Here is a 20148-nt window from a genome sequence, read left to right on the forward strand (position 1 = left end):
TCCTCGTTGTTGCTGATCCGTTGTGCCCCGTGGCGTACCCGTGACGGCGGTCTCCTGCGCTACCGGAAAGTACCCTGGCAGTGCGCGCGCGGGGCAGTAACAGCAACTCCTATGCCATGTTGTGTCGGAGCGCGCCTCGCGCGCGTGGCGCAGCGCGCCCGAGCGGCCTTGTCCGAACGGCCAGCGGCGCGGCGGGCGGTGGCGCGGCGGGGGGATCGTTGCTAGAGTGTTCGAACGTTCTGAACGCGAGGGCGCGCACCAAACACGCTCACGCGGCCGCGGCAACCAATACGTCGCGCGCACCAGGATCGCCCGTTCGCCGTAACGGGGCACGGGCGCAATGAAACATGCACATTTTTTGTGCGCCAAGGGGAACACGATGAAACAACCGAACGACGTTTTTAACGACTTCCAGGCTCGCGTCAGCGATCTGTTCAAGAATTCGCCGGCCAAGGATGTCGAACGCAACGTCAAGGCAATGCTGTCGCAGGGCTTCTCGAAGCTCGATCTGGTCACGCGCGAGGAATTCGATACGCAGACCCAGGTGCTCGTGCGTACGCGCGCGCGCCTCGAAGAACTCGAGCGCCGCGTCGCCGAGCTCGAGCAGAAATTGCCGCTCACGCAGACGCCGTAAGCGCTGCTCGCAGCCTTCGCGCTGCGCAGTGCCGCACATCACAGGCAAGCGGGCCGTGACGTCATCAGCGTTTTAGGGGATTTGCGCGCGATGTGAGCGCGCTGTCCGACGGGAGAGAATATGTCGCTTGCCGTGGTGCGCAGCCGCGCGCCGGCCACTGGCCGTGCGCCCGAAGTGACCGTCGAGGTTCACCTCGCCAATGGACTGCCGTCCTTTTCGATCGTGGGCCTGCCCGACCTGGAAGTGCGTGAGAGCCGCGAACGCGTGCGCGCGGCGCTGCAGAACTGCGGTTTCGATTTTCCAGTCCGCCGCATCACCGTCAACCTCGCGCCCGCCGATCTACCGAAAGAATCCGGTCGTTTCGATCTGCCAATCGCGCTCGGCATCCTCGCCGCAAGCGGACAGATTCCCGCCGAATCGCTGCTCCATCGCGAGTTTGCCGGCGAGCTGTCGCTGACCGGCGCGCTGCGACCGATGCGCGGCGCGTTCGCGATGGCCTGCGGCACCGCGCGCGGCGCTCTGGCGAACGCCGGCGATGCCGACGCCTCATCTGAAGCGCGTTCCGCGTTGCCCGCCCTCCTCGATCAACTAGCCGCACCGGCCTTCCGTACCCCACAGCTTTACCTGCCGGCCGCGAGCGCGGCGGAAGCGGCGCTCGTGCCCGGCGTCGACGTGTTCGGCGCCGCCGATCTGCCGTCGCTATGCGCGCATCTCGCAGGCTCGCCGGACGCGCGTCTTAGTCCGGTCGTCGCGCCCGAGCACAACGAGCACGCCACCGCCCCGGCGCCGGACATGGCCGACGTGATTGGCCAGCGCGCCGCTCGGCGCGCCCTCGAAGTCGCGGCGGCCGGCGGCCATCACGTGCTGCTGATCGGACCGCCCGGCGCCGGCAAGTCGATGCTCGCGGCACGCCTGCCCAGCTTGCTGCCGCCCATGACCGACGACGAAGCGCTCGCCTCCGCCGCGCTACTGTCCGCGAGCCGCATCGGCTTCAAGCCGTCGCAGTGGCGTCAGCGGCCGTTTCGCGCGCCGCACCATTCGTCGAGCGCGGCAGCGCTGGTCGGCGGACGCAATCCGCCGCAGCCTGGCGAGATCACGCTCGCGCATCTGGGCGTGCTCTTTCTGGACGAGCTTCCCGAATTCGATCGCGTGGTGCTCGAAACGCTGCGTGAGCCGCTCGAAGCTGGCCGCATCACGATCTCGCGCGCCGCCTGGCAAGCGGATTTCCCCGCCGCCTGCCAACTGATCGCCGCAATGAACCCGTGCCCGTGCGGCTGGCGCGGCGATCCGGGCGGGCGCTGCCGCTGTACGCCTGAAGTTGCGGCGCGCTATTTGCGTAAATTGTCGGGACCGCTGCTCGACCGCATCGACATCCAGCTCGAAATTCCAGCACTGACCGCCACCGAACTCGCGGCACGCGCCGCCACCACCGGCGAAGCAAGCGTCGCGATCGCACAGCGCGTGAGCGCTGCGCGCGAGCGGCAACTGGCCCGGCAAGGCAAGACCAACCGCGAGCTGGACGGACGCGAAGTCGACGATGTATGCCGCCCGGACGCAGCGGGCGAGGCGCTGCTGCGCGAAGCCGGCGAGCGCTTTGGCTGGTCGGCGCGGGCGTACTACCGGGTGTTGAAGGTCGCGCGCACCGTCGCGGACCTGGCTGGCGCGGCGATGCCGAGCGCCGCGCATGTCGCCGAGGCAATCCAATACCGCCGCGCTTTTGGCTCGTTATGAGGAGAAAAAACGACTGTCAAGACTTGACTTATTCACACACGCGCGATCCTGTTAGATTTTGATACAACTCAAAAGCGCGCGGACGAGCATCTCGCTAAGCCATTGATTTAAATGTATTTTTTTAAATGCCCTACGCCTGTGGATTTTGCCGGAAGGCCCGCCTGATGGGCTTTTGCGGCCATTGATGCCGACTTCTCAACAGAGTTATCCACAGGCTGTGCGCGTAACCCAAAAATCTCAACGTAAACCGGCAATTAGCGTACAAACCTGCGAAGGAACTTTCACTGCGTTCGGCACTCTGAGGTGCGCCCGATTGGCCAAAAATACCGCATTTAGTACAGCTGGAACGACGAAAAAAACTGGTCGACCTGGTCTTGCGGCAGCGGTTGATCGGCGATGATCGCCGCCTGGTACACGTGCCGGCCGCGCGCGACGAGCCGCGCATACACCGTGCGCGTCTCGTGTTTGGCGCCCGCCGCGCCGCTCACCGTCATTTCCAGCCCCGGTATCTTGCCGCCCGCCGCCAGTGGGATTTGCGCTGAGTGAGCATCGGGCGTCGCGCCGACATTGCGCGCCAGTCCCGCGCGCAGGAAATCGAGTGCGGCACGCTGGGTCGCGTCGCTGTCGTCGGGCAGTATCACGGTGCCAACCGCAAAGACCGCATTGCCCGCTTCGGCGGTCTGCATTGCCATCTGCATCGGTGTGCCGCCGATCTGCACCGCACGCTGATCGTTGCCCGGCTTGGCTGGGAAGTCGACCGTGTAGCCCTTGTCGTTGTTCATCACGGTGCGCCAGTCGAAGGTCGGTGAGCAGGCGCTGAGCGCAACGCCGAGCGCCAACGCGGCCGACGCCGCGCCGATCACGTTTCGAGCGTGACAGGATCGCGTGAATGCGCGGAGAAATAGGCCCGCCGGTTGGAAGACGCCCGCACGGCGGGCGGACAATCGGCTGACCAACGGAAAACGGCAAGAAACGCGGGCAACTAAAGAGCAGACGCGAAGAACGGTTCGGAGCATGGGGCGAAAGATCGGGCTTCTCGGAGCGTAAAGCGCCATTATCCGCTGATCGACTGCCGGGCCGACGCGCGGAGCGCAGCCGAACCCATTGGAGTTACAATGGAAAAGCGTTTCAGTACCGGCCCGCGGGCCACCACACCGCCCCATTGTTCCGCGCCGCGCGCGACTCACGAGGTTCCGTCCATGAGTTCCAATTCACCGACCGCCGTCCGGCGCACGAACCCGCTTCGCTATCTGATTGCGGTGGCCGTGGCCATTGCGCTCGCCGTCGCCGGTTACTTCGCGTTTGCCGGCCAGCAGCGCGTACCCGATGCGACCTTCACGCTGCTATCGGGACAGAAGCTCACGACCGCGGACCTCAAAGGCAAGGTTTATCTGGTCAACTTCTGGGCAACGAGTTGCGACACCTGCATGAAGGAAATGCCGCAGATGGTCGAGACCTATAACCGCTTCAAGGGCCAGGGCCTCGAATTCGTCGCGGTGGCAATGAACTACGACGCGCCGATGTACGTGACCAATTACACGCAGACGCGTCAGCTGCCGTTCAAGGTCGCGATGGACGACGGCTCGGCCGCCAAGCGGTTCGGCAACGTGCAGCTCACGCCGACCACCTTCGTCGTCGATAAAGACGGCAAGATCCTGAAGCGCTATGTCGGCGAGCCGCAGTTCGCGGAACTCGACCAGTTGCTCGCGAAAGCGCTGAAGGCTGGCGCGGCTTAAGCCGGCACAACCCCACGCGCCGGCCCAACCTCCCGCCGCCGGCGTCCGCCTCCTCACCGCTCCCCTTCCCCTTTGGCCGCAAGGCCATATCGCTTGATCTTCTCGTAGAGCGTCGCCTTGCCGAGCTGCAGCCGGTCCGCCGCGACCGCGACCACAACCCCCCGCCTCCTCCAACGCCTCGGCGATCATCGCGCGCTCGAACTGCTCGACACGTTCCTTCAGCGGATGGGTAGCCCCGCCGTCTTCGCCGAACGACAGCACCGGTTCGTCGGCGATGCCGAGCACGAAGCGGTCGGCGGCATTACGCAGCTCGCGCACGTTGCCCGGCCAGTCTCGCTGCATCAGACTCGCACGTTGGCGATCGGTGAGCATCGGCGCCGGCCGCTGATAACGGACGGCAGCATCGAGCAGGAAATGCTCGAACAGCGGCACGATGTCCTCGCGACGCTCGCTCAAAGGCGGCAGCGCGATCGTCACCACGTTGAGCCGGTACAGCAGATCGCGACGGAACGAGCCATCCGCGACGTGCTCGGCCATGTCGCCTTTTGCAGCCGCGACCACGCGGCAATTGACGCGAATCGGCTGATTCGAGCCGAGCCGTTCCAGCACGCCGTCCTGCAGCACGCGCAGCAGCTTGACCTGCAGCGCGAGCGGCATGCTCTCGATCTCGTCGAGAAACAGCGTGCCGCCCGACGCATGTTCGAGCTTGCCGATCCGCCGTTTGGCCGCGCCGGTGAACGCGCCCGGCTCGTAGCCGAACATCTCCGATTCGAACATCGGCTCGGGCAGCGCGCCGCAGTTCACCGCGATAAACGGCTTGTCACGCCGCGGCGACAGCTCGTGCAGGCTGCGCGCGATCAGCTCCTTGCCCGCGCCGGTATCACCGTTGATCAGGACGGACGCATCGGTCGGCGCGACGTTGGCGATCAGCCGCCGCACCTGCTCGATCGCCGGACTGCGGCCGATGATGCGCGGGGCGACCGCGTTCTGCCCGGCCAGCTCACGGCGCAGCGCGAGGTTTTCGAGCACGAGCTTGCGGCGCTCCAGCGCGCGCCGCACGGTTTCGATCAGCCGCTCGGACGCGAACGGCTTTTCGATGAAGTCGTAGGCACCGTCGCGCATCGCCTGCACGGCCATCGAGATATCGCCGTGGCCGGTGACCAGAATCACCGGCACGTCGGGCGCGCGCTCGTGGCACTGCGCGAGCAGGTCGAGACCGCTCGCGCCGGGGAGCCGGATATCGCTGACGATCACGCCGGAGAAGTCCGCGCTGATCAGCTTCGCCGCGGCCTCGACCGACGCATGGCCGACCACGTCGAAGCCCGCCAGTTGCAGGCTCTGCACGCTCGCGCGGCGCACCAGTTCATCGTCTTCGATATACAGCACTTGCAGGCCGTCTTGCATTGCGTGTTCCGGGTGATGCTTCGGGGTGAAATCAGGAGCCCGCGGTCAGCGGATCGTGCGAGGGGCTGGTCTGCACGCGCGCGCGACGCAGCGTCAACACGAATGATGCGCCACCGTGCGGCGCGTTGCGCGCGACGAGCGAGCCGCCGCAATCGCGCGCGATCGACGATGAAATCGCGAGGCCAAGGCCGAGCCCCTGGCCCATTTCCTTCGTCGTGAAAAACGGTTCGAACAGGTGCGGCAACACGTCGTCGGGAATGCCGGGGCCGTTGTCGCCGACCGCGATCGACAGGTTCGCGACGCCGGCCGCCACCTCGACCGTGATACGCGGCGGGTTGATGCCGGCGGTTGCGTCGAGCGCGTTGCCGAGCAGGTTGATCAGCACCTGTTCGAGCCGCAGATCGTCGCAATTCGCGACCAGCTCCGGATGATCGTCGGCGAGATTCAGCGGCGTGCGCGCGCTGCCTGCGGCAGCGGCGGCGTCGGTGTCGGTGTCGGCCGCGGTATCGATCAGCACGAACTCGAGTTCGACGCCCTGCAGGCGCTTTTGCAGCAACGCGACGACGTTGCGCAGGGCCCGCACGATCGACGCGCGCGCGCTGCGCGGCCGCGCGCGGCCGACGAACAGCTTCAGCTGGTTCGTGATCTTGCCCATGCGCTCGGTGAGCGCCGCGATCGCTTCGAGATTCTCGCGCGCCGATGCCTGATCGCCGCGTTCGAGCAACACGCGCGTGTTATCGGAAAAACTGCGCAGCGCGGCGAGCGGCTGGTTCAGCTCATGCGTGATGCCGGCCGCCATCTGACCGAGCGCGGCCAGCTTGCTCGCCTGGATCAGTTCGTCTTGCGCGGCGCGCAGTTCCTGCTCGGCGCGTGTACGTTCGGCGACTTCCTTGTGCAACTGCTCGTTCGCCTCGGACAGATCGGCGGTGCGCTCGGCGACGCGCTGGTTCAGCTCGGCATAGGCCTTCTGCAGCAGCGTGCGGCTGCGCATCATTTCGCGCACGCGCGCGCGCCGCATGCGCCAGTAGAACGCGAGCAGCACCAGCGACACATAGCCGAAGCCGGTGACGATGGTCGCCTTGCGCGCGTCGGCATCGACCGGATCGACTGGCGACATCGTGATCAGATGCCAGTCCGGCTCGCCCATGGCGTGACGTGACGCGAGGAAGCGCGGCGCGGAGCGCCCGCCGCCGATGCGCAGGATCTGCGCATTGCCTTCGAGCATGCGCTCGACCGTCACCGGTAGCGGCTCGATCGGCTGCCGCGCGTACTGGCGAGCCTGGTAGATCGAATCGGCGATCTGGCCGGGCAGCGGCCGAATCGTGTGGTATTTCCATGCCGGCACCGACGACAGGAAGATCACGCCATGATCGTCGGTGACGACGAGCGGCTCGGACGCGTCCACGCCCTGAAACCATTCGAGATCGAGCTTGACGACTGCCACACCGACGATCTTGCCGTCGCGCCGCACCGGCTGCGAGATGTAGTAGCCGGGCGCCTGCGAAATCGTGCCGATGCCGAAGAAGCGGCCGACGCCGCCTTTCATTGCATCGACGAAATACGGCCGGAACTGATAGCCCGCGCCGACGAAGCTGCCCGGCCCGCGCCAGTTGCTGGCGGCGATGCAGTAGCCGTCGAGCGAAATGATGTAGGTGACCGTCGCGCGCGCGTGGCGGTTCAGGTCTTCGAGATAGAGATTCGCGCGCTCGACGTTGGCGGGATTCGGGTCGATCAGCACGTCCTGCACGATCGGATGCTCGGCGAGCAGATACGGCAGCGATTCGTAGCGTTCGAGCGTGCTCTTGAGCGCGCTCGCGGTGCGCTCGGCGCGCACGGCGGCGTTGCGCCGCAGCGTGTCGACACCGCTTTTCCACGCAAGGCTGTAGGTGAGCCAGCATGCCGCCGCGAGCCCGGCTGCGAGCGCGAAGAGAATCAGCAGGCGGCGGGTCACGTTGGCAAAGTCCGATCGATGTGCATCGGACATTGTGGCATAGGGCGGCAAGGCATCGCCGCCAGACGCGTCGCGGGCTGGGCCGCGACTTTTGCCGGCGGTTTCGCCGGCAGACGCCTCGGAAGATCGCGCGGACGCCGGTTTCATGCTCAAGCGTCCGCGCTCGCTGGTCACGACAGGGTTGGCGAGGCGCGACTCAAACGCCGGCCGGCTCTTTGACCGCCACCTCGCCGCGCAGCACCTTGTTCAGCTTGCTGCGATCGAGCTCCTTTTCCCAGGCCGACACGACGACCGTCGCGACACCGTTGCCGACGATGTTCGTCAGCGCGCGGCACTCGCTCATGAAGCGGTCGATGCCAAGGATCAGCACCATGCCCGACAGCGGAATCGTCGGCACCACGGCCAGCGTCGCCGCGAGCGTGATGAAGCCCGCGCCGGTCACGCCGCTCGCGCCCTTCGAGGTCAGCATCGTCACCGCGAGCAGCGTCAGCTGCTGGCCCCACGTGAGGTCGGTGTTGGTCGCCTGAGCGATGAACAGCACCGCCATCGTCATGTAGATGTTGGTGCCGTCGAGGTTGAACGAGTAGCCGGTCGGCACCACGAGGCCCACCACCGAGCGCGAGCAGCCGAGCTTTTCGAGTTTCAGCATCAACTGCGGCAGCGCGGCTTCGGACGAGCTCGTGCCGAGCACGATCAGCATCTCTTCCTTGATGTATGCGACGAAACGCAGGATGTTGAAGCCCACCGCCCGCGCGATCGCGCCGAGCACGACCACCACGAACACGATCGAGGTCAGATAGAACGTGCCGACCAGCTTGAGCATCGGCAGCAGCGAGCCGATGCCGTACTTGCCGATCGTGAAGGCCATCGCGCCGAACGCGCCGATCGGCGCGAGCTTCGTGATGATGCGCACCATGCCGAACAGGATGTGCGAGAGCCCTTCGATGAAGTTGGTCACCGGCTTGCCCTTCTCACCGGCCGTCGCGAGCACGGCGCCGAACAGCAGCGCGATCAACAGGATCTGCAGGATCTCACCCTGCGCGAACGCCGACGACAGCGTGTCCGGAATGATGTGCATGAAGAAGTCGACCGTCGACTGGCCGTGCGCCTTCGCGGCATACGACGCAACCGCGCGGCCGTCGAGCGAGGCCGGATCGACGTTGAAGCCGGCGCCGGGTCGCAGCAGGTGCGTGGCGGCGAGGCCGAGCACCAGCGCGAAGGTCGAGACGATTTCGAAGTACAACAGCGCCTTGCCGCCAACGCGTCCAACCTTCTTCATGTCCTCCATGCCGGCGATGCCCGTCACGACCGTGCAGAAGATGATCGGCCCGATCACCATCTTGATCAGCTTGATGAAACCATCGCCGAGCGGCTTCATGTCGATGGCGAGGTTCGGGTAGAAATGCCCGAGTACGATGCCGATGATGATCGCCACGATCACCTGGACGTACAGCACTTTATGGATAGGTTTCTTCACGATGGTTCCTGCGAGGGATATGAGCTGATGACCCGCCGCGACGCGCGACACGCGAACGAAACGTCGTCGCGCGGGCGCACGTTGGCGGACCGCTGCAAAGACGACGAATTCAGAAATACCGGGAAGGGAAATCGGACATTTTGTCTCCTTGCTTTTTTGTCGGGCCGTGGCGGCCACGCGCTTTCTTTTGCAAGGTCGATGCCAGTTTGATTTCAGACTGGAAGCCTTGATTTTTATGGGTTTTCCGGCACAGCTCGGCGCGCGCCGTCCGGGTTTCCGGAAATCCGGACGAGCGCTGTCGGGGAATCCGGAATTCGGTGCGCGCGCGTTTGCGGGTAAACCCGCAGGGGTTTGTACGGAGCTTGCGAGCGCAACGTCACGTCAACAGATCGATCCGGTCCGTGCAGATCATGTCGACGCCCCATTCTTCGAGCAACCGCGCGCGCGCCGGATCGTTCACCGTGTAGGCGAGCACGCGCAGCCCGGCCGCGCGGATCTGCGCGACCAGCGGTTCGCTCAGATAGCGGTGGCTCGCGTGCAGCGAGACGCAGTCGAGTTCGCGCACGATGCGCAGCCAGTCCGCCGGCACCCGCTCGAACAGCATGCCGCGCGGCAGCGACGGCGCGGCATCGCGCGCGGCGGCGAGCGCGTCGAACGAAAACGACGACACCAGCGGCGGCGTCTGCCCTTGCCAAAGCTCGAGCGCGCCTTGGGCGACCAGTGCGCCGGTGATGACTTCGCGGCCCGGACACGGCTTGATCTCGATGTTCGCCGCGATGCCGTCGCGCGCGCAACGCTCGGCTGCGTCAGCCAGCGTCGGCAGCCGCGTGCCGGCGAACTCCGCGCCGCGCCACGCGCCGGCATCCAGAGCGGCGAGTTGCTGCCATGTGTGCGTGGCCGCCGGCCCGTGGCCGTTGGTCGTGCGATCGAGCGTGTCGTCATGCAGCAGGAACAACGCGTTGTCGGCGGACAGCTTCGCGTCGAATTCGACCATGCGATAGCCGTAGCGCACGCAGGCGTCGAAACCGGCCAAGGTGTTTTCCGGCGCGAGCGTACCGCCGCAGCGGTGCGCGATCAGCCGCGGATAAGGCCATTGTGCGGAGGTCCCGCGATCCATCGGGGTTGCCACGTGTCGTTTCCTTGCTGATAGAAGAGCGGTCTATGAAAAAAGCCCGCACATCGGCGGGCTTTTCGTTTCTGCGGGCGTGAAGCGAGGCAACAGCGGCGAGGCGCCAGCGCGTCAGACCACGCCGGCTCCATGCGCCTGCACGTCGGCGTGATAGCTCGAACGAACCATCGCGCCCACTGCGGCGTGCGTGAAGCCCATCTTGTACGCCTCTTCCTCGTACATCTTGAAGGTGTCCGGATTCACGTAAGCGCGGACCGGCAGATGGTGCTCCGACGGCTGCAGGTACTGGCCGATCGTCAGCATGTCGACGTCGTGCTCGCGCAGATCGCGCATCACTTGCAGGATTTCCTCTTCGGTTTCGCCGAGGCCGACCATCAGGCCGGACTTGGTCGCGACGTGCGGATGCAGCGCCTTGAAGTCCTTCAGCAGCTTCAGCGAATGCGCGTAATCCGACCCCGGGCGCGCTTCCTTGTACAGACGCGGCACCGTTTCGAGGTTGTGGTTCATCACGTCGGGCGGCGCCGCGTTCAGGATGCCGAGCGCGCGGTCGAGGCGGCCACGAAAGTCCGGCGTCAGGATTTCGATACGCGTTTGCGGCGACAGCTCGCGCGTCTGACGGATACATTCGACGAAGTGCGCCGCGCCACCGTCGCGCAGATCATCACGGTCGACGCTGGTGATCACCACGTACTTCAACTTCAGCGCAGCGATGGTGCGCGCGAGGTTGGCCGGTTCGTCGGCGTCGAGCGGATCGGGACGGCCGTGGCCGACGTCGCAGAACGGGCAGCGGCGCGTGCACTTGTCGCCCATGATCATGAAGGTCGCGGTGCCCTTGCCGAAACATTCGCCGATGTTCGGGCAGCTCGCCTCTTCACACACCGTGTGAAGATTGTGCTCGCGCAGGATCTGCTTGATCTCGTAGAAGCGCGAATTGCCGGTGGCCGCCTTGACGCGGATCCAGTCCGGTTTCTTCAGCTTTTCGATCGGGACGACCTTGATCGGGATGCGCGCGGTCTTGGCTTGCGCTTTCTGCTTCGCGGTAGCGTCGTAGGCGGCGGGGGCCGGCACGCCTTCGGGCGCGGGGGTGGCTGCTGCGGAATTCGCGGTTACGTCAGTCATTCGTTCGATCCAGTCAGGCGGTGAGCGCACCGGTCTGCGGTTGGGCGACGGCCGCGGGATTGCCGTCGAGGTTTGCGGTGAGACTTGCTGCGAGGGTACGGGCCACGTCGTCCCAGCCGGCGGCGACGCCGAGCGTTGCCATGTCGACTGTTTCGAGCCCCGCGTAGCCGCATGGATTGATCGCGAGAAACGGCCGCAGGTCCATGTTCACGTTCAGACTCACGCCGTGATAGCTGCAGCCGTTGCGGATTTTCAGGCCAAGCGCCGCGATCTTGGCGCCGGCATGGAGCCCGGCGTCGGGCCCGGGTGCCACGTAGATGCCGGGGGCGCCCGCCTTGCGTTCTCCGGCGAGATTATACGCCGCGAGGGTGTCGATCACGGCCTGCTCGATCCGGGTGACCAGCTCGCGCACCATCAGCTTGCGCCGACGCAGGTCGAGCAGCAGATATGCGACCACCTGGCCGGGCGCGTGATACGTGATCTGCCCGCCGCGGTCGACCTTGACGAGCGGAATGTTGCTGTCTGCCGCGAGCAGGTGCGCCGGATCGCCGGCCTGGCCGAGCGTGAAGACGGGCGGATGTTCGACGAGCCAGATTTCGTCGGCGGTGTCAGCGGTGCGGGCGTCGGTGAAGGCGCGCATCGCGTCGAAACTGGCTTCGTAGAGTTCGCGGCCGAGCCAGCGCAGCATGGGCGGCTCGATGGCAGGTAGAGGAGACGGCGAGACCGGGACGGCACACATGATTCCGGGAGTTTACCGAAATCTCGGAAACCGCGCCCGAGGCCACCGGGAACCTGCACAGCCGGGGCCGGTACGCTGCCGGCTCCGTCGTCATGCACGGCTTTTGCGCCGCGCCACCGTCAAACGGTGCGCCAGCCGCCGCGCACACGCATCATCCAGCGCTCGCCGATGCGAGCGAGCCAGTTCAGCGCGCGCTCGTCGCAGCGCGTCGGCACCGAGAACGTAACCTTCGCGAACGTGGCGCCCTCGGCGCTGAGCCAGAGCCGCTCGCCGCGCCGCAGATGCAGCGTCTGCCCGGGCTGCAGCCAGTAGTCCTTCGTGTCGTCGCTGCGCGTGACCCACACCGCGCCGCCATGCACGCGCAACTTCGTGCTGCGCGCGACCTTCAGCGGCAGCGTGTCGCCAGTGCGGATTTCATATGCAATGCTAGAGGAGATTTCTCGCATGAGGCCCTCGCCAAAAATCGTTTCATGACTAGAATCCTAGGTGCAGCAAGGACTTGGGCAAAACGATCAATTTTCACGTCTATGTGAGAAATATTGCAATGGACCTGCGTCAACTCCCCGCCCTGAACGCGATCAAGGCGTTCGAAGCCGCCGCCCGCCACGAGAGCTTTTCGCGCGCCGCCGACGAGTTGTTCGTCACGCACGGCGCGGTCAGCCACCAGATCCGCGCGCTCGAGGCCGAGCTCGGCGTGTCGCTGTTCGCGCGCGACGGCAAGCGCGTGCGCCTCACCGAAACCGGCCGCCGCTACGCCACCCAGGTGCGCGCCGCGTTGATGGAGCTCGCCGACGCGACTCGCGCGATCCGTGCCGGCGACCGCGAGCGGCGCCTCGTGATATCGATGCTGTCGTCGTTCGCGGCCCGCTGGGTGACGCCGCGCATCGGCAGCTTTATCGAGGCAAATCCGCAGTGGGATCTCGAGTTGCTGACCACCAATGCGCTGACGGACTTCGCGCGCGACGACGTCGACGTCGCGATCCGTTTCGGCTTCGGCAAATATCCGGGGCTGCACGCCGAACTGCTGCTCGACGAGATTTTCTTCCCCGCCTGCTCGCCCAACTTCAACGGCGGCAAGCTGCCGCAAACCCCGGCCGATCTCGCCAAAGTCCCGCTGCTGCGCTCCGACGACGAGCTATGGCGCCCATGGTTCGACGCCGCCGGCCTCGCCGACTGGCCGGAGCCGAAGCGCGGCGTGCTGTATCAGGATTCGTCGAATCTGTTGCAGGCGGCCGTCGACGGCCAGGGGGTCGCGCTGACGCGCCGCTCGCTCGCGATGCACGAGATCGCGGCGGGCCGGCTCGTGCGGCTCTTTGATGTGGATGGACCGAGCCCGTGGCAATACTATTTGGTCTGCCTGCCGCAGATGCTGGGGACCGCGCGGGTCAAGGCGTTTCGCGACTGGGTGTTCGACGAGGTGGCGCGCTTCAGACTGCTGTTCGATCTCGCCTGCGAGGCGGGTCCCGCGGCGCGCGCGCGCCTGGCGGCGCAGGGTGTGACGGCGGACGCGTTGCGCGTCGCGCCGTAAGGTGAAAAACCGCGCGGTGTTACAGCACGACCTTGACCATCGGATGGCCGGTCAGCGCGCGATAGATGTCGTCGAGATGCGCGCGGCTCGTCGCCCGCACGTGGACGGTCAGCCCCGTGTAGGTGCCGCTGCTCGACGGCCGCGTCTCGACGCGCGACGCATCGACCTCGGTATCGAACACGCGCACCACTTCGACGATCGTCGCGGCAAACTCGGGGTGCGATTTGCCCATGATCTTGATCGGGAAATCGCAGGGGAATTCAAACAGTGAGTCGTTCTCGGGATTCATTCTCTACTCCTTCTTCCGCCGCGGCGGCTTCAGCCGCCTTGGCTCGCTGATACGCCGCATACAGCTCCGCAAACACCACGCCCGGGCGGCCCGCGCCGACCGGCGCGCCATCGAGCCGCGTGACCGGCAGCACTTCCCTGGTCGCCGAGCTGACGATGATTTCATCGGCCGCGCGCACTTCAGCTTCGGTGATGTCGCGCGCTTCGAAGCGGATACCGCATTCGGCCGTCAGCTCCTCGATGAGCCCATAGCGGATCCCTTCGAGAATCCTGTTGCTGCGCGGCGGCGCGGCCAGCACGCCATCCTTCACGATCCACACGTTCGACGACGACCCTTCGGTCAGCAAACCATCGCGGAACTGCAGCGTCTCGAAGGCGTCGTTTTCGGCCGCGTATTGCGCCATCAGCACGTTGCCGAGCAGCGACACCGACTTGATGTCGCAATTGAGCCAGCGACGATCCTCGGCGCTCACGCACGGGACACCGCTTGCGCGCTGCGCGGCGGCGGGCAGGTTCAGCGCGGTGACCATCACGAACACGGTCGGCTTCACGCCGGCCGGAAATGCGTGAGCGCGCTTCGCGACGCCACGCGTGACCTGGATGTATGCGATCGCGTCCTGATCGGCACGCAAGCCGCCGTCCGTTTCGTTGGCCTCGGCCACGCGTCCGATCAGTTCGCGCCAGCCAGCGTCGTCGAGCGGATTGGCGATGCCGATCTTGCCGACCGAGCGCGCGAGACGCGCCAGATGCTGCTTCAGACGAAACGCGGTGCGCCGTCCGCTCGCGTGCGCGTACAACGGCGCCACTTCGTAAATGCCGTCGCCGAAAATGAAGCCGCGGTCGAGCACCGGCACGCGCGCTTCGGACAACGGCACCAGTTCGCCGTTCAGATGAACGATCGGGTCCGGCGAAACCCCGGAGACGACGGTCATTGCGACGTAGCCCTTACTTTTTCTTGTTGAACATCAGCATCAGCGAATCCCACACGCGGCCCACCACACCGGTTTGCTGCACCGGCTGCAGCGCGACCACCGGGAATTGCGCGAGCACCTTGCCGTCGGCGACGAGCTTGGCGGTGCCGATCTGCTGGCCGTTTGCGATCGGCGCGACGAGCGGATCGTTGAGTTCGATCTGCGGCTTCGCCTTGTCGGCGGCGCCCTTCGGCAGCGTGATGTACTGGTCGCTTTTCACGCCAACCTGCACGCTGTCCTGCGAACCCTTGTAGACGCGCGGCGTGGCCACGACCTGGTTCGCCTTGTACAGACGCGTCGTGTCGTAGGCGGTGTAGCCGTAGTTCAGCATCTTCAGGCTGTCCTGCACGCGGTCGTGCTCCTTGGTCTCGCCCATCATCACCGAGACGAGACGGCGCGACGCGTCGGTCGTGCCCGGCAGCGGACGCTTCGCGCTCGCAATCAGGCAGTAGCCGGCCCCTTGCGTGTGACCGGTCTTCAGACCGTCGACGGTCGGGTCGATCCACAGCAGACGGTTGCGGTTCGGCTGCTTGATCTTGTTGTACGTGAATTCCTTGACCGAGAAGATGTTGTAGTACTCGGGATAGTCGCGAATCAGGCGGGCCGACAGGATCGCGAGATCGCCCGCGGTCGTGTAGTGCTGCGGGTCGGGCATGCCGTTCACGTCGGCGAAATGCGTGTGCGTCATGCCGAGCTTTTGCGCCTCCTTGTTCATCATGTCGACGAACTGCGCCTCGCTGCCTCCCACCAGTTCGGCGAGCGCAATTGCCGCGTCGTTGCCCGACTGCACGATCATGCCGTACACGAGGTCGTGCACGGTCACCGGCTTGAGCGCCTCGATGAACATGCGCGATTCGTCGTTGCGCACGCGCCGCACGGCTTCGCTCGGCTCGATGCTCTGATCCATCGTGATCTTCTTCGTGTCGAGCGCCTCGAACACGAGATACGCGGTCATCAGCTTGGTCAACGACGCCGGCTCGACGCGCTCGTCGGCATTGGCGGACGCGAGCACCTGGTTGCTGGTCGCGTCGACGAGCACCCACGAGCGCGCGTTGACGCCCGGCGGCGGCACCTGCGCGAACGCGGTGCTGGCGACGAGCGTGGCCGGCAGCACGAGGCCGACGGCGATGGCGCGATTGAGCGAAGCGGGAACGAAAGAGGCGAGTGACGGGAATGACGTGCGGCCAGAGGAGGAGAAACGCATAGGGTCGATTCGTGCAGAAAAATACGTTGCGCGACAGCGCGCGGAGTTGGGGGAGCCGGTCGGCGGGGCATCTGGCCGTAAAACGGCGGGCGCCCGTTGGACTGATGGCGACGCAATCGGTTCGCGAGCGCAGCGCTGCGCACCCGGCCGCGCCCTCCCGCGAAATGATTCCGCGGCGCGCGATTCTGCCGGCTGGGCGGCGCTGTGCCCAAAAAAAGAGCGCCCATTATACGCGCGCTACCTGGTCAGCTTCGCGCGCGTGTCGTCGATTTGCACACGTTTGCGCGCACCTGTCCCCCGCAAAATTCGCGTCGCGCGTTTTCAGCGCCAGGCGTCGACGATGATCCGCTTCAGGATGTGAAGCTTGCGATGCAAAAAGTGCTCGGCGCCCGGAATCACGACGACCGGCAGTTCCTGCGGCCGCGCCCAGTCGAACACGGACTGGACGGGAACGGTCTCGTCGACTTCGCCGTGGATCACGAGTGTGCTTTCGGGCACGGGTGCGACGTCCCAGCGGCTCGCCGCGGTACCGACGAACACGATGCGCTCGATTTCCCGGCCTTCATCGCGCAGCTTCGCCGCGACGTGCGACAGCACCACGGTGCCGAACGAAAAGCCCGCCAATACGAGCGGCAGATCGCCGTAGTCCGGATCGGCGCGCATGTGCTCGAGCACCGCGCGCAGATCGTCGCGCTCGCCGACGCCCGCGTCGTGCTCGCCCTGGGTCTGGCCGACGCCGCGGAAATTCGACCGGTAAGTGACGTAGTTCAGCTGCACGAGCGTGCGCGCGAGGGTCTGCGCGACCTTGTTGTCCATCGTGCCGCCAAACAGCGGATGCGGATGCGCGACGAGCGCGATGCCGCGTGGCGCGGCGCCTTTTTCGCGCACGCCGTCGGGCAGGTCCAGCGCGACCTCGATCTTGCCGACCGGGCCGTCGATCAGATACTTCTTCGTGTTGACGTTCATCGGGATGGATCGTTTTGTGGTTCGCGTTATTGATCGATCTTCAGACGCTCGACGATCTTGCCGTTCGCAAGATGCGATTCGACGATCTCATCGATGTCGCTCTCGTCGACGTAGGTGTACCAGACCGCCTCGGGATACACGACGAGCGTCGGGCCCAGTTCGCAGCGATCGAGGCAGCCGGCCTTGTTGATGCGCACCTGGCCGGGCCCGGCGAGGCCGAGTTGCTTCACGCGTTTTTTCGCGTATTCCTGCATCGCCTGTGCGTTGCAGTTCGCGCAGCTCGGACGCTCGGCGCCGGGGTCGCGTTGATTCAGACAGAAGAAAACGTGGTGCTTGTAGAAGGAATCCATGATGTTCGGGAGGCGAGCCTGAAAGGAAGTGCAATGACGGTGCGGACGATTATAGCGACCGGGCTGTGCAGGCGTCGGGACCTGGCGGCCGGCGCGCAAGCACGTCACGCCCGCCTCGCGCGCCGCTTGAGCCACGCCCGCTCGACCGCGAACGCGAGCCACACCAGCGCCGCATAGGGCCATATCCATGCGAGCCAGCGCGCGAGCCCGTTGAAATGCAGATAGCGTCCCTGCCGCCAGTCGGCGAGCACGGCGTCGAAATACGGGTTCACCGGCAGCAGATTGACGAACACGAGTGCGACGACCAGCGCGACCCCGGCGAGCGTCGCACGCAACCGCCGCCGCAGCGGCAGCGCGACGAGCGCCGCGATGGTGCCGCACACGAGTCCGATTAGCGCGCCGGGCGTCGCCCAGTCGAACGCGAGGCCCGATTGCGATTGCAGGAACGTCGCGCCGGCCTTCACGCACAAGGTCGCGACGATGAACACGAACAGCAGGCGCACGCGTGGCGCATGGCGGCGCGCCGGCAGCGATGCAAGCGCGAGCGCCGCGAACAGGTTTAGCGCCGTGATCAGCGCTTCCCATGTGTCGTCGTCCAGCCACGCGGCCGCCGCCGCCGGCCATGCGCCGACATGCCACGCGGACGGCGTCCACGCGAGCAGCGCGTCCTGGGTGGCCGGATCGACGCTCAGCCACAGCGCGCGCGGCCAGTTGCCGAGACCGAACAGACGCGGCGACGGATACATCGTCGCAAACGGCCACGCGGCGACGAGGCAGGCGAGCGTCGCATGGCCGCGCTCGAACCACAGCAACCGCAAACGCCTGAGCAGGCCGCGGTCGAGCAGCGCGCCGGTCAACGGCGACATCATCGCCGCGCCGACGAGCGCGCCCAGCGTGTTGGCGGCGAGGTCGAGATTGGAGGCGACGCGTGTTGGCAGATAGGTCTGCACGGCTTCCATCGTGCCTGACAGCAGACCGCCCAGCACGAACGCGAGTGCGACGGCCAGCGTGCCGCGCCAACGCGGATATACCGCGAGCACCACCAGCGCGCCGAACGGCATATAGCCGAGCACGTTGGTGACGACGTCGAACGCCGTCAGGTACTGCGGCATCGGATCGAACAGATAGGCGACCGGCGCGATGCCGAGCGAGCGCCAGCCCGAGAACGGATACCACGACCCGTAGACGATCAGCGCCGTGTAAAGCAGCAGCGCCTGACGGGCCAGCGTCGACGGGCGGCGCAGCCAGGGGCGTTCGCTCATGCAGCGCTCCGTTGCGTGCGCTGCCCGCCCGTCATTGCGCGGCGACCAGCGCCTGCGAGCCGAGCCACGTGGTGATCTGCGCGACGAGGTCGTCGCTGGCCGCGGCGAGCGCCCGCGCGCCGCCGGCCGCATCCGCCGAATGCGCGGGCGCGTGCGCGACGAAGGTCTGCTGGCCGATCACCTTGCCGCCCTGCATCAGCGTCGCGCGCGCGGTGATCGCGCCGTGGCTGTCCGTCTGGCTGTCGAACACCTGCTCGAACTCGGTCAGATCGACCCGCAGCACCGGCGCGGTCACGCCGTCCGCGCCCGTCAGCACGGTGCCGCGCTCGCTCAGCGCGTTGCGCAGGCGCTGCGTCAGCAGTTGCGACGGCATCATCGTCCAGTGGCTGCTGGCGTAGGCGGCTGTCTGCTGCGCGTCGGCGTAGCTCAGCCGATAAGTCAGCCGGTCGGATTCGAGCACGGACGGCGCGCTGACCTCCAGCACCTTGACGGCCGGCAGCCGGCTCGCCGCGGCGGCCTGCGGCGGCGGCCCGAAGTCGTAGCGGATGTCCGACACCACCGCGGACGTGCCCGCGCAGCCCGCCGCCAGCACGCCGAACGCGAGCAACGCCGCGAGCGCGGCGCGCGAGGACAACAGTCGGAGAATCGAGCGTGACATGGGCATCTTCCTCTGTTCTAGCCTGCGGATTTAGTGAGCTGCGGGCGCAGTGGCGGCGGGCCACGCGAAGCCGGCCTCGCCCGGACCCGGCGCCGGGCGCGGCGCGCCAAACAGCACGCTGCGCGGATTGGTGCTGAAGGTGTCGGCGGCGCGGTCGATCGATTGCGCCGCCGCGCGCACGTCCTCGGTCAGCGAATTGACGCGCGGCAGCGTCTGGAAGCCGACCTGCGCGGACAGGTCCTGCAGCGACGTGTTCATCTGCGTGAGCGCATCGCCCGCCTGCTGCGCGGCCGTGCCGACCTTGTTCAGATTGCGCTCGAGGGGCCCGTCCGGACGGTTCAGGTTCGTGATCATCTGGTTGGTCGACGCGAGCGTGCGGTTCAGCTGGTCGACCGTGCCGGGCAGCTTGCTGGCGACCGGCGCCATCTCACGAGTCAGCGTCGCGACGCCCGACGCCGCCTGCGCGATGCTCGCCGCGGTGTCGTGCAGCTGCGCGACCATTTCCGGCGACAGCATGTTGTTCACGTTGTCGGTGACTTTTTCGAGCTTGCGCAGCAGCACGTCGCCGCGTTGCTGCAACTGGTCGAACAGACCCGGGCGCATCGGCAATTGTGCGACCTTTTGGGCTGACGACGGCAGCGGGGTCGGATCGCGCCCGGTATCGTCGAGCTGGATGAACGCGATGCCGGTCACGCCCTGCAAGCCGAGGCTGCCGAACGTCGAATGCGTGATCGGCGCGTGCTCGTCGACCATGATGCGGATCAGGATCTGCCCCGGATGTGTCGGATCGAACTTGATCGACTGCACACGGCCGACGTCGAGCCCGCGAAAGCGCACCGCCGCGTCCGCAAAGAGGCCATTCACGTTGGTGCGCGCGATCAGGTCGTACGGCACCCGCACGGTGCGGTCGACGTTGAACAGATACGCCGCCAGCGCGATCGCCGCCGTCAGCACGACCGTGAAGAGCCCGGCCCAGAACGCATGCGCTTTGTTTTCCATTG

The 20148-nt window shown here is 66.3% G+C and carries 19 protein-coding genes and 1 pseudogene; 4 read left to right on the forward strand and 16 right to left on the reverse strand.

All coding sequences use genetic code 11. From position 1 onward, the window contains the following. Window positions 1–379: 379 nt before the first annotated feature. Entirely contained in the window at window positions 380–634 is a 255-nt protein-coding gene (locus OKW28_RS39160) for an accessory factor UbiK family protein (protein ID WP_026228952.1), read from the forward strand. 120 nt (window positions 635–754) lie between these two features. Then, window positions 755–2365 carry a YifB family Mg chelatase-like AAA ATPase gene (locus tag OKW28_RS39165; RefSeq protein WP_429453380.1) on the forward strand — a complete coding sequence of 537 codons (1611 nt, stop codon included), beginning with the start codon at window positions 755–757 and terminating at the stop codon, window positions 2363–2365. A 332-nt stretch (window positions 2366–2697) separates the two neighbouring features. Here the strand turns inward: OKW28_RS39165 and OKW28_RS39170 are convergent, their stop codons facing one another. After that, window positions 2698–3381, reverse strand: coding sequence for a hypothetical protein (locus OKW28_RS39170; RefSeq protein WP_429454604.1), 684 nt, complete (start codon window positions 3379–3381; stop codon window positions 2698–2700). A 183-nt stretch (window positions 3382–3564) separates the two neighbouring features. Between OKW28_RS39170 and OKW28_RS39175 the strand changes: the two genes are divergently transcribed. Then, complete coding sequence (locus tag OKW28_RS39175) at window positions 3565–4101, forward strand: TlpA disulfide reductase family protein (RefSeq protein WP_184026536.1); 537 nt, start codon at window positions 3565–3567, stop codon at window positions 4099–4101. Between the two features lie 53 nt (window positions 4102–4154). On the opposite strand, the pseudogene OKW28_RS39180 reads toward OKW28_RS39175, so the two are convergent. The 7 genes and pseudogenes from OKW28_RS39180 to OKW28_RS39210 form a co-directional block, all read right to left on the reverse strand. Further along, window positions 4155–5505: pseudogene (locus tag OKW28_RS39180) on the reverse strand (sigma-54-dependent transcriptional regulator). 31 nt (window positions 5506–5536) lie between these two features. After that, window positions 5537–7603 (reverse strand): sensor histidine kinase, encoded by a 2067-nt coding sequence (locus OKW28_RS39185; RefSeq protein WP_429453382.1) that lies wholly within the window; start codon window positions 7601–7603, stop codon window positions 5537–5539. A 49-nt stretch (window positions 7604–7652) separates the two neighbouring features. Next, window positions 7653–8933: a dicarboxylate/amino acid:cation symporter gene (locus tag OKW28_RS39190; protein ID WP_429453384.1), complete on the reverse strand. Its 1281-nt coding sequence runs from the start codon at window positions 8931–8933 to the stop codon at window positions 7653–7655. A 376-nt stretch (window positions 8934–9309) separates the two neighbouring features. After that, complete coding sequence (gene ugpQ, locus OKW28_RS39195; protein ID WP_429453385.1) at window positions 9310–10062, reverse strand: glycerophosphodiester phosphodiesterase; 753 nt, start codon at window positions 10060–10062, stop codon at window positions 9310–9312. Between the two features lie 111 nt (window positions 10063–10173). After that, window positions 10174–11181 carry a lipoyl synthase gene (gene lipA / locus OKW28_RS39200; RefSeq protein ID WP_429453387.1) on the reverse strand — a complete coding sequence of 336 codons (1008 nt, stop codon included), beginning with the start codon at window positions 11179–11181 and terminating at the stop codon, window positions 10174–10176. 13 nt (window positions 11182–11194) lie between these two features. After that, window positions 11195–11920 (reverse strand): lipoyl(octanoyl) transferase LipB, encoded by a 726-nt coding sequence (gene lipB, locus OKW28_RS39205; protein WP_429453389.1) that lies wholly within the window; start codon window positions 11918–11920, stop codon window positions 11195–11197. 119 nt (window positions 11921–12039) lie between these two features. Continuing rightward, window positions 12040–12366 (reverse strand): DUF2917 domain-containing protein, encoded by a 327-nt coding sequence (locus tag OKW28_RS39210; RefSeq protein WP_184002639.1) that lies wholly within the window; start codon window positions 12364–12366, stop codon window positions 12040–12042. Window positions 12367–12464: 98 nt separating this feature from the next. On the opposite strand from OKW28_RS39210, the gene OKW28_RS39215 reads away from it, so the two are divergent. Further along, the gene (locus tag OKW28_RS39215; RefSeq protein ID WP_429453391.1) at window positions 12465–13448 is read left to right on the forward strand and encodes a transcriptional regulator GcvA; all 984 of its coding nucleotides are present in this window, start codon (window positions 12465–12467) and stop codon (window positions 13446–13448) included. 19 nt (window positions 13449–13467) lie between these two features. Here OKW28_RS39215 and OKW28_RS39220 read toward each other — a convergent pair whose 3' ends face one another. The 8 genes from OKW28_RS39220 to OKW28_RS39255 all read right to left on the reverse strand — a co-directional run bounded on the left by OKW28_RS39220 (window position 13468) and on the right by OKW28_RS39255 (window position 20146). After that, window positions 13468–13737 (reverse strand): DUF493 family protein, encoded by a 270-nt coding sequence (locus OKW28_RS39220; protein WP_018419275.1) that lies wholly within the window; start codon window positions 13735–13737, stop codon window positions 13468–13470. Continuing rightward, the gene (locus OKW28_RS39225; RefSeq protein WP_429453393.1) at window positions 13709–14668 is read right to left on the reverse strand and encodes a D-amino acid aminotransferase; all 960 of its coding nucleotides are present in this window, start codon (window positions 14666–14668) and stop codon (window positions 13709–13711) included. Before OKW28_RS39225 ends, OKW28_RS39220 begins: the two co-directional genes overlap by 29 nt. A gap of 13 nt (window positions 14669–14681) precedes the next feature. After that, complete coding sequence (locus OKW28_RS39230; RefSeq protein WP_429453395.1) at window positions 14682–15911, reverse strand: D-alanyl-D-alanine carboxypeptidase family protein; 1230 nt, start codon at window positions 15909–15911, stop codon at window positions 14682–14684. Between the two features lie 321 nt (window positions 15912–16232). Further along, window positions 16233–16877, reverse strand: a complete 645-nt coding sequence (locus tag OKW28_RS39235; RefSeq protein ID WP_090802833.1) for an alpha/beta hydrolase — start codon at window positions 16875–16877, stop codon at window positions 16233–16235. Window positions 16878–16903: 26 nt separating this feature from the next. Further along, on the reverse strand, window positions 16904–17227 hold the full coding sequence (locus OKW28_RS39240; RefSeq protein ID WP_018419271.1) for a (2Fe-2S) ferredoxin domain-containing protein: 324 nt from the start codon (window positions 17225–17227) through the stop codon (window positions 16904–16906). 104 nt (window positions 17228–17331) lie between these two features. Then, window positions 17332–18489 carry a VanZ family protein gene (locus tag OKW28_RS39245; protein WP_429453396.1) on the reverse strand — a complete coding sequence of 386 codons (1158 nt, stop codon included), beginning with the start codon at window positions 18487–18489 and terminating at the stop codon, window positions 17332–17334. Between the two features lie 31 nt (window positions 18490–18520). Beyond that, the gene (locus OKW28_RS39250; protein WP_429453398.1) at window positions 18521–19147 is read right to left on the reverse strand and encodes an ABC-type transport auxiliary lipoprotein family protein; all 627 of its coding nucleotides are present in this window, start codon (window positions 19145–19147) and stop codon (window positions 18521–18523) included. A 30-nt stretch (window positions 19148–19177) separates the two neighbouring features. Beyond that, entirely contained in the window at window positions 19178–20146 is a 969-nt protein-coding gene (locus OKW28_RS39255) for an MlaD family protein (RefSeq protein WP_429453400.1), read from the reverse strand. Window positions 20147–20148: the final 2 nt, after the last annotated feature.

The organism is Paraburkholderia sp. 40, from assembly GCF_050434105.1.
Lineage (GTDB): Bacteria > Pseudomonadota > Gammaproteobacteria > Burkholderiales > Burkholderiaceae > Paraburkholderia > Paraburkholderia tuberum.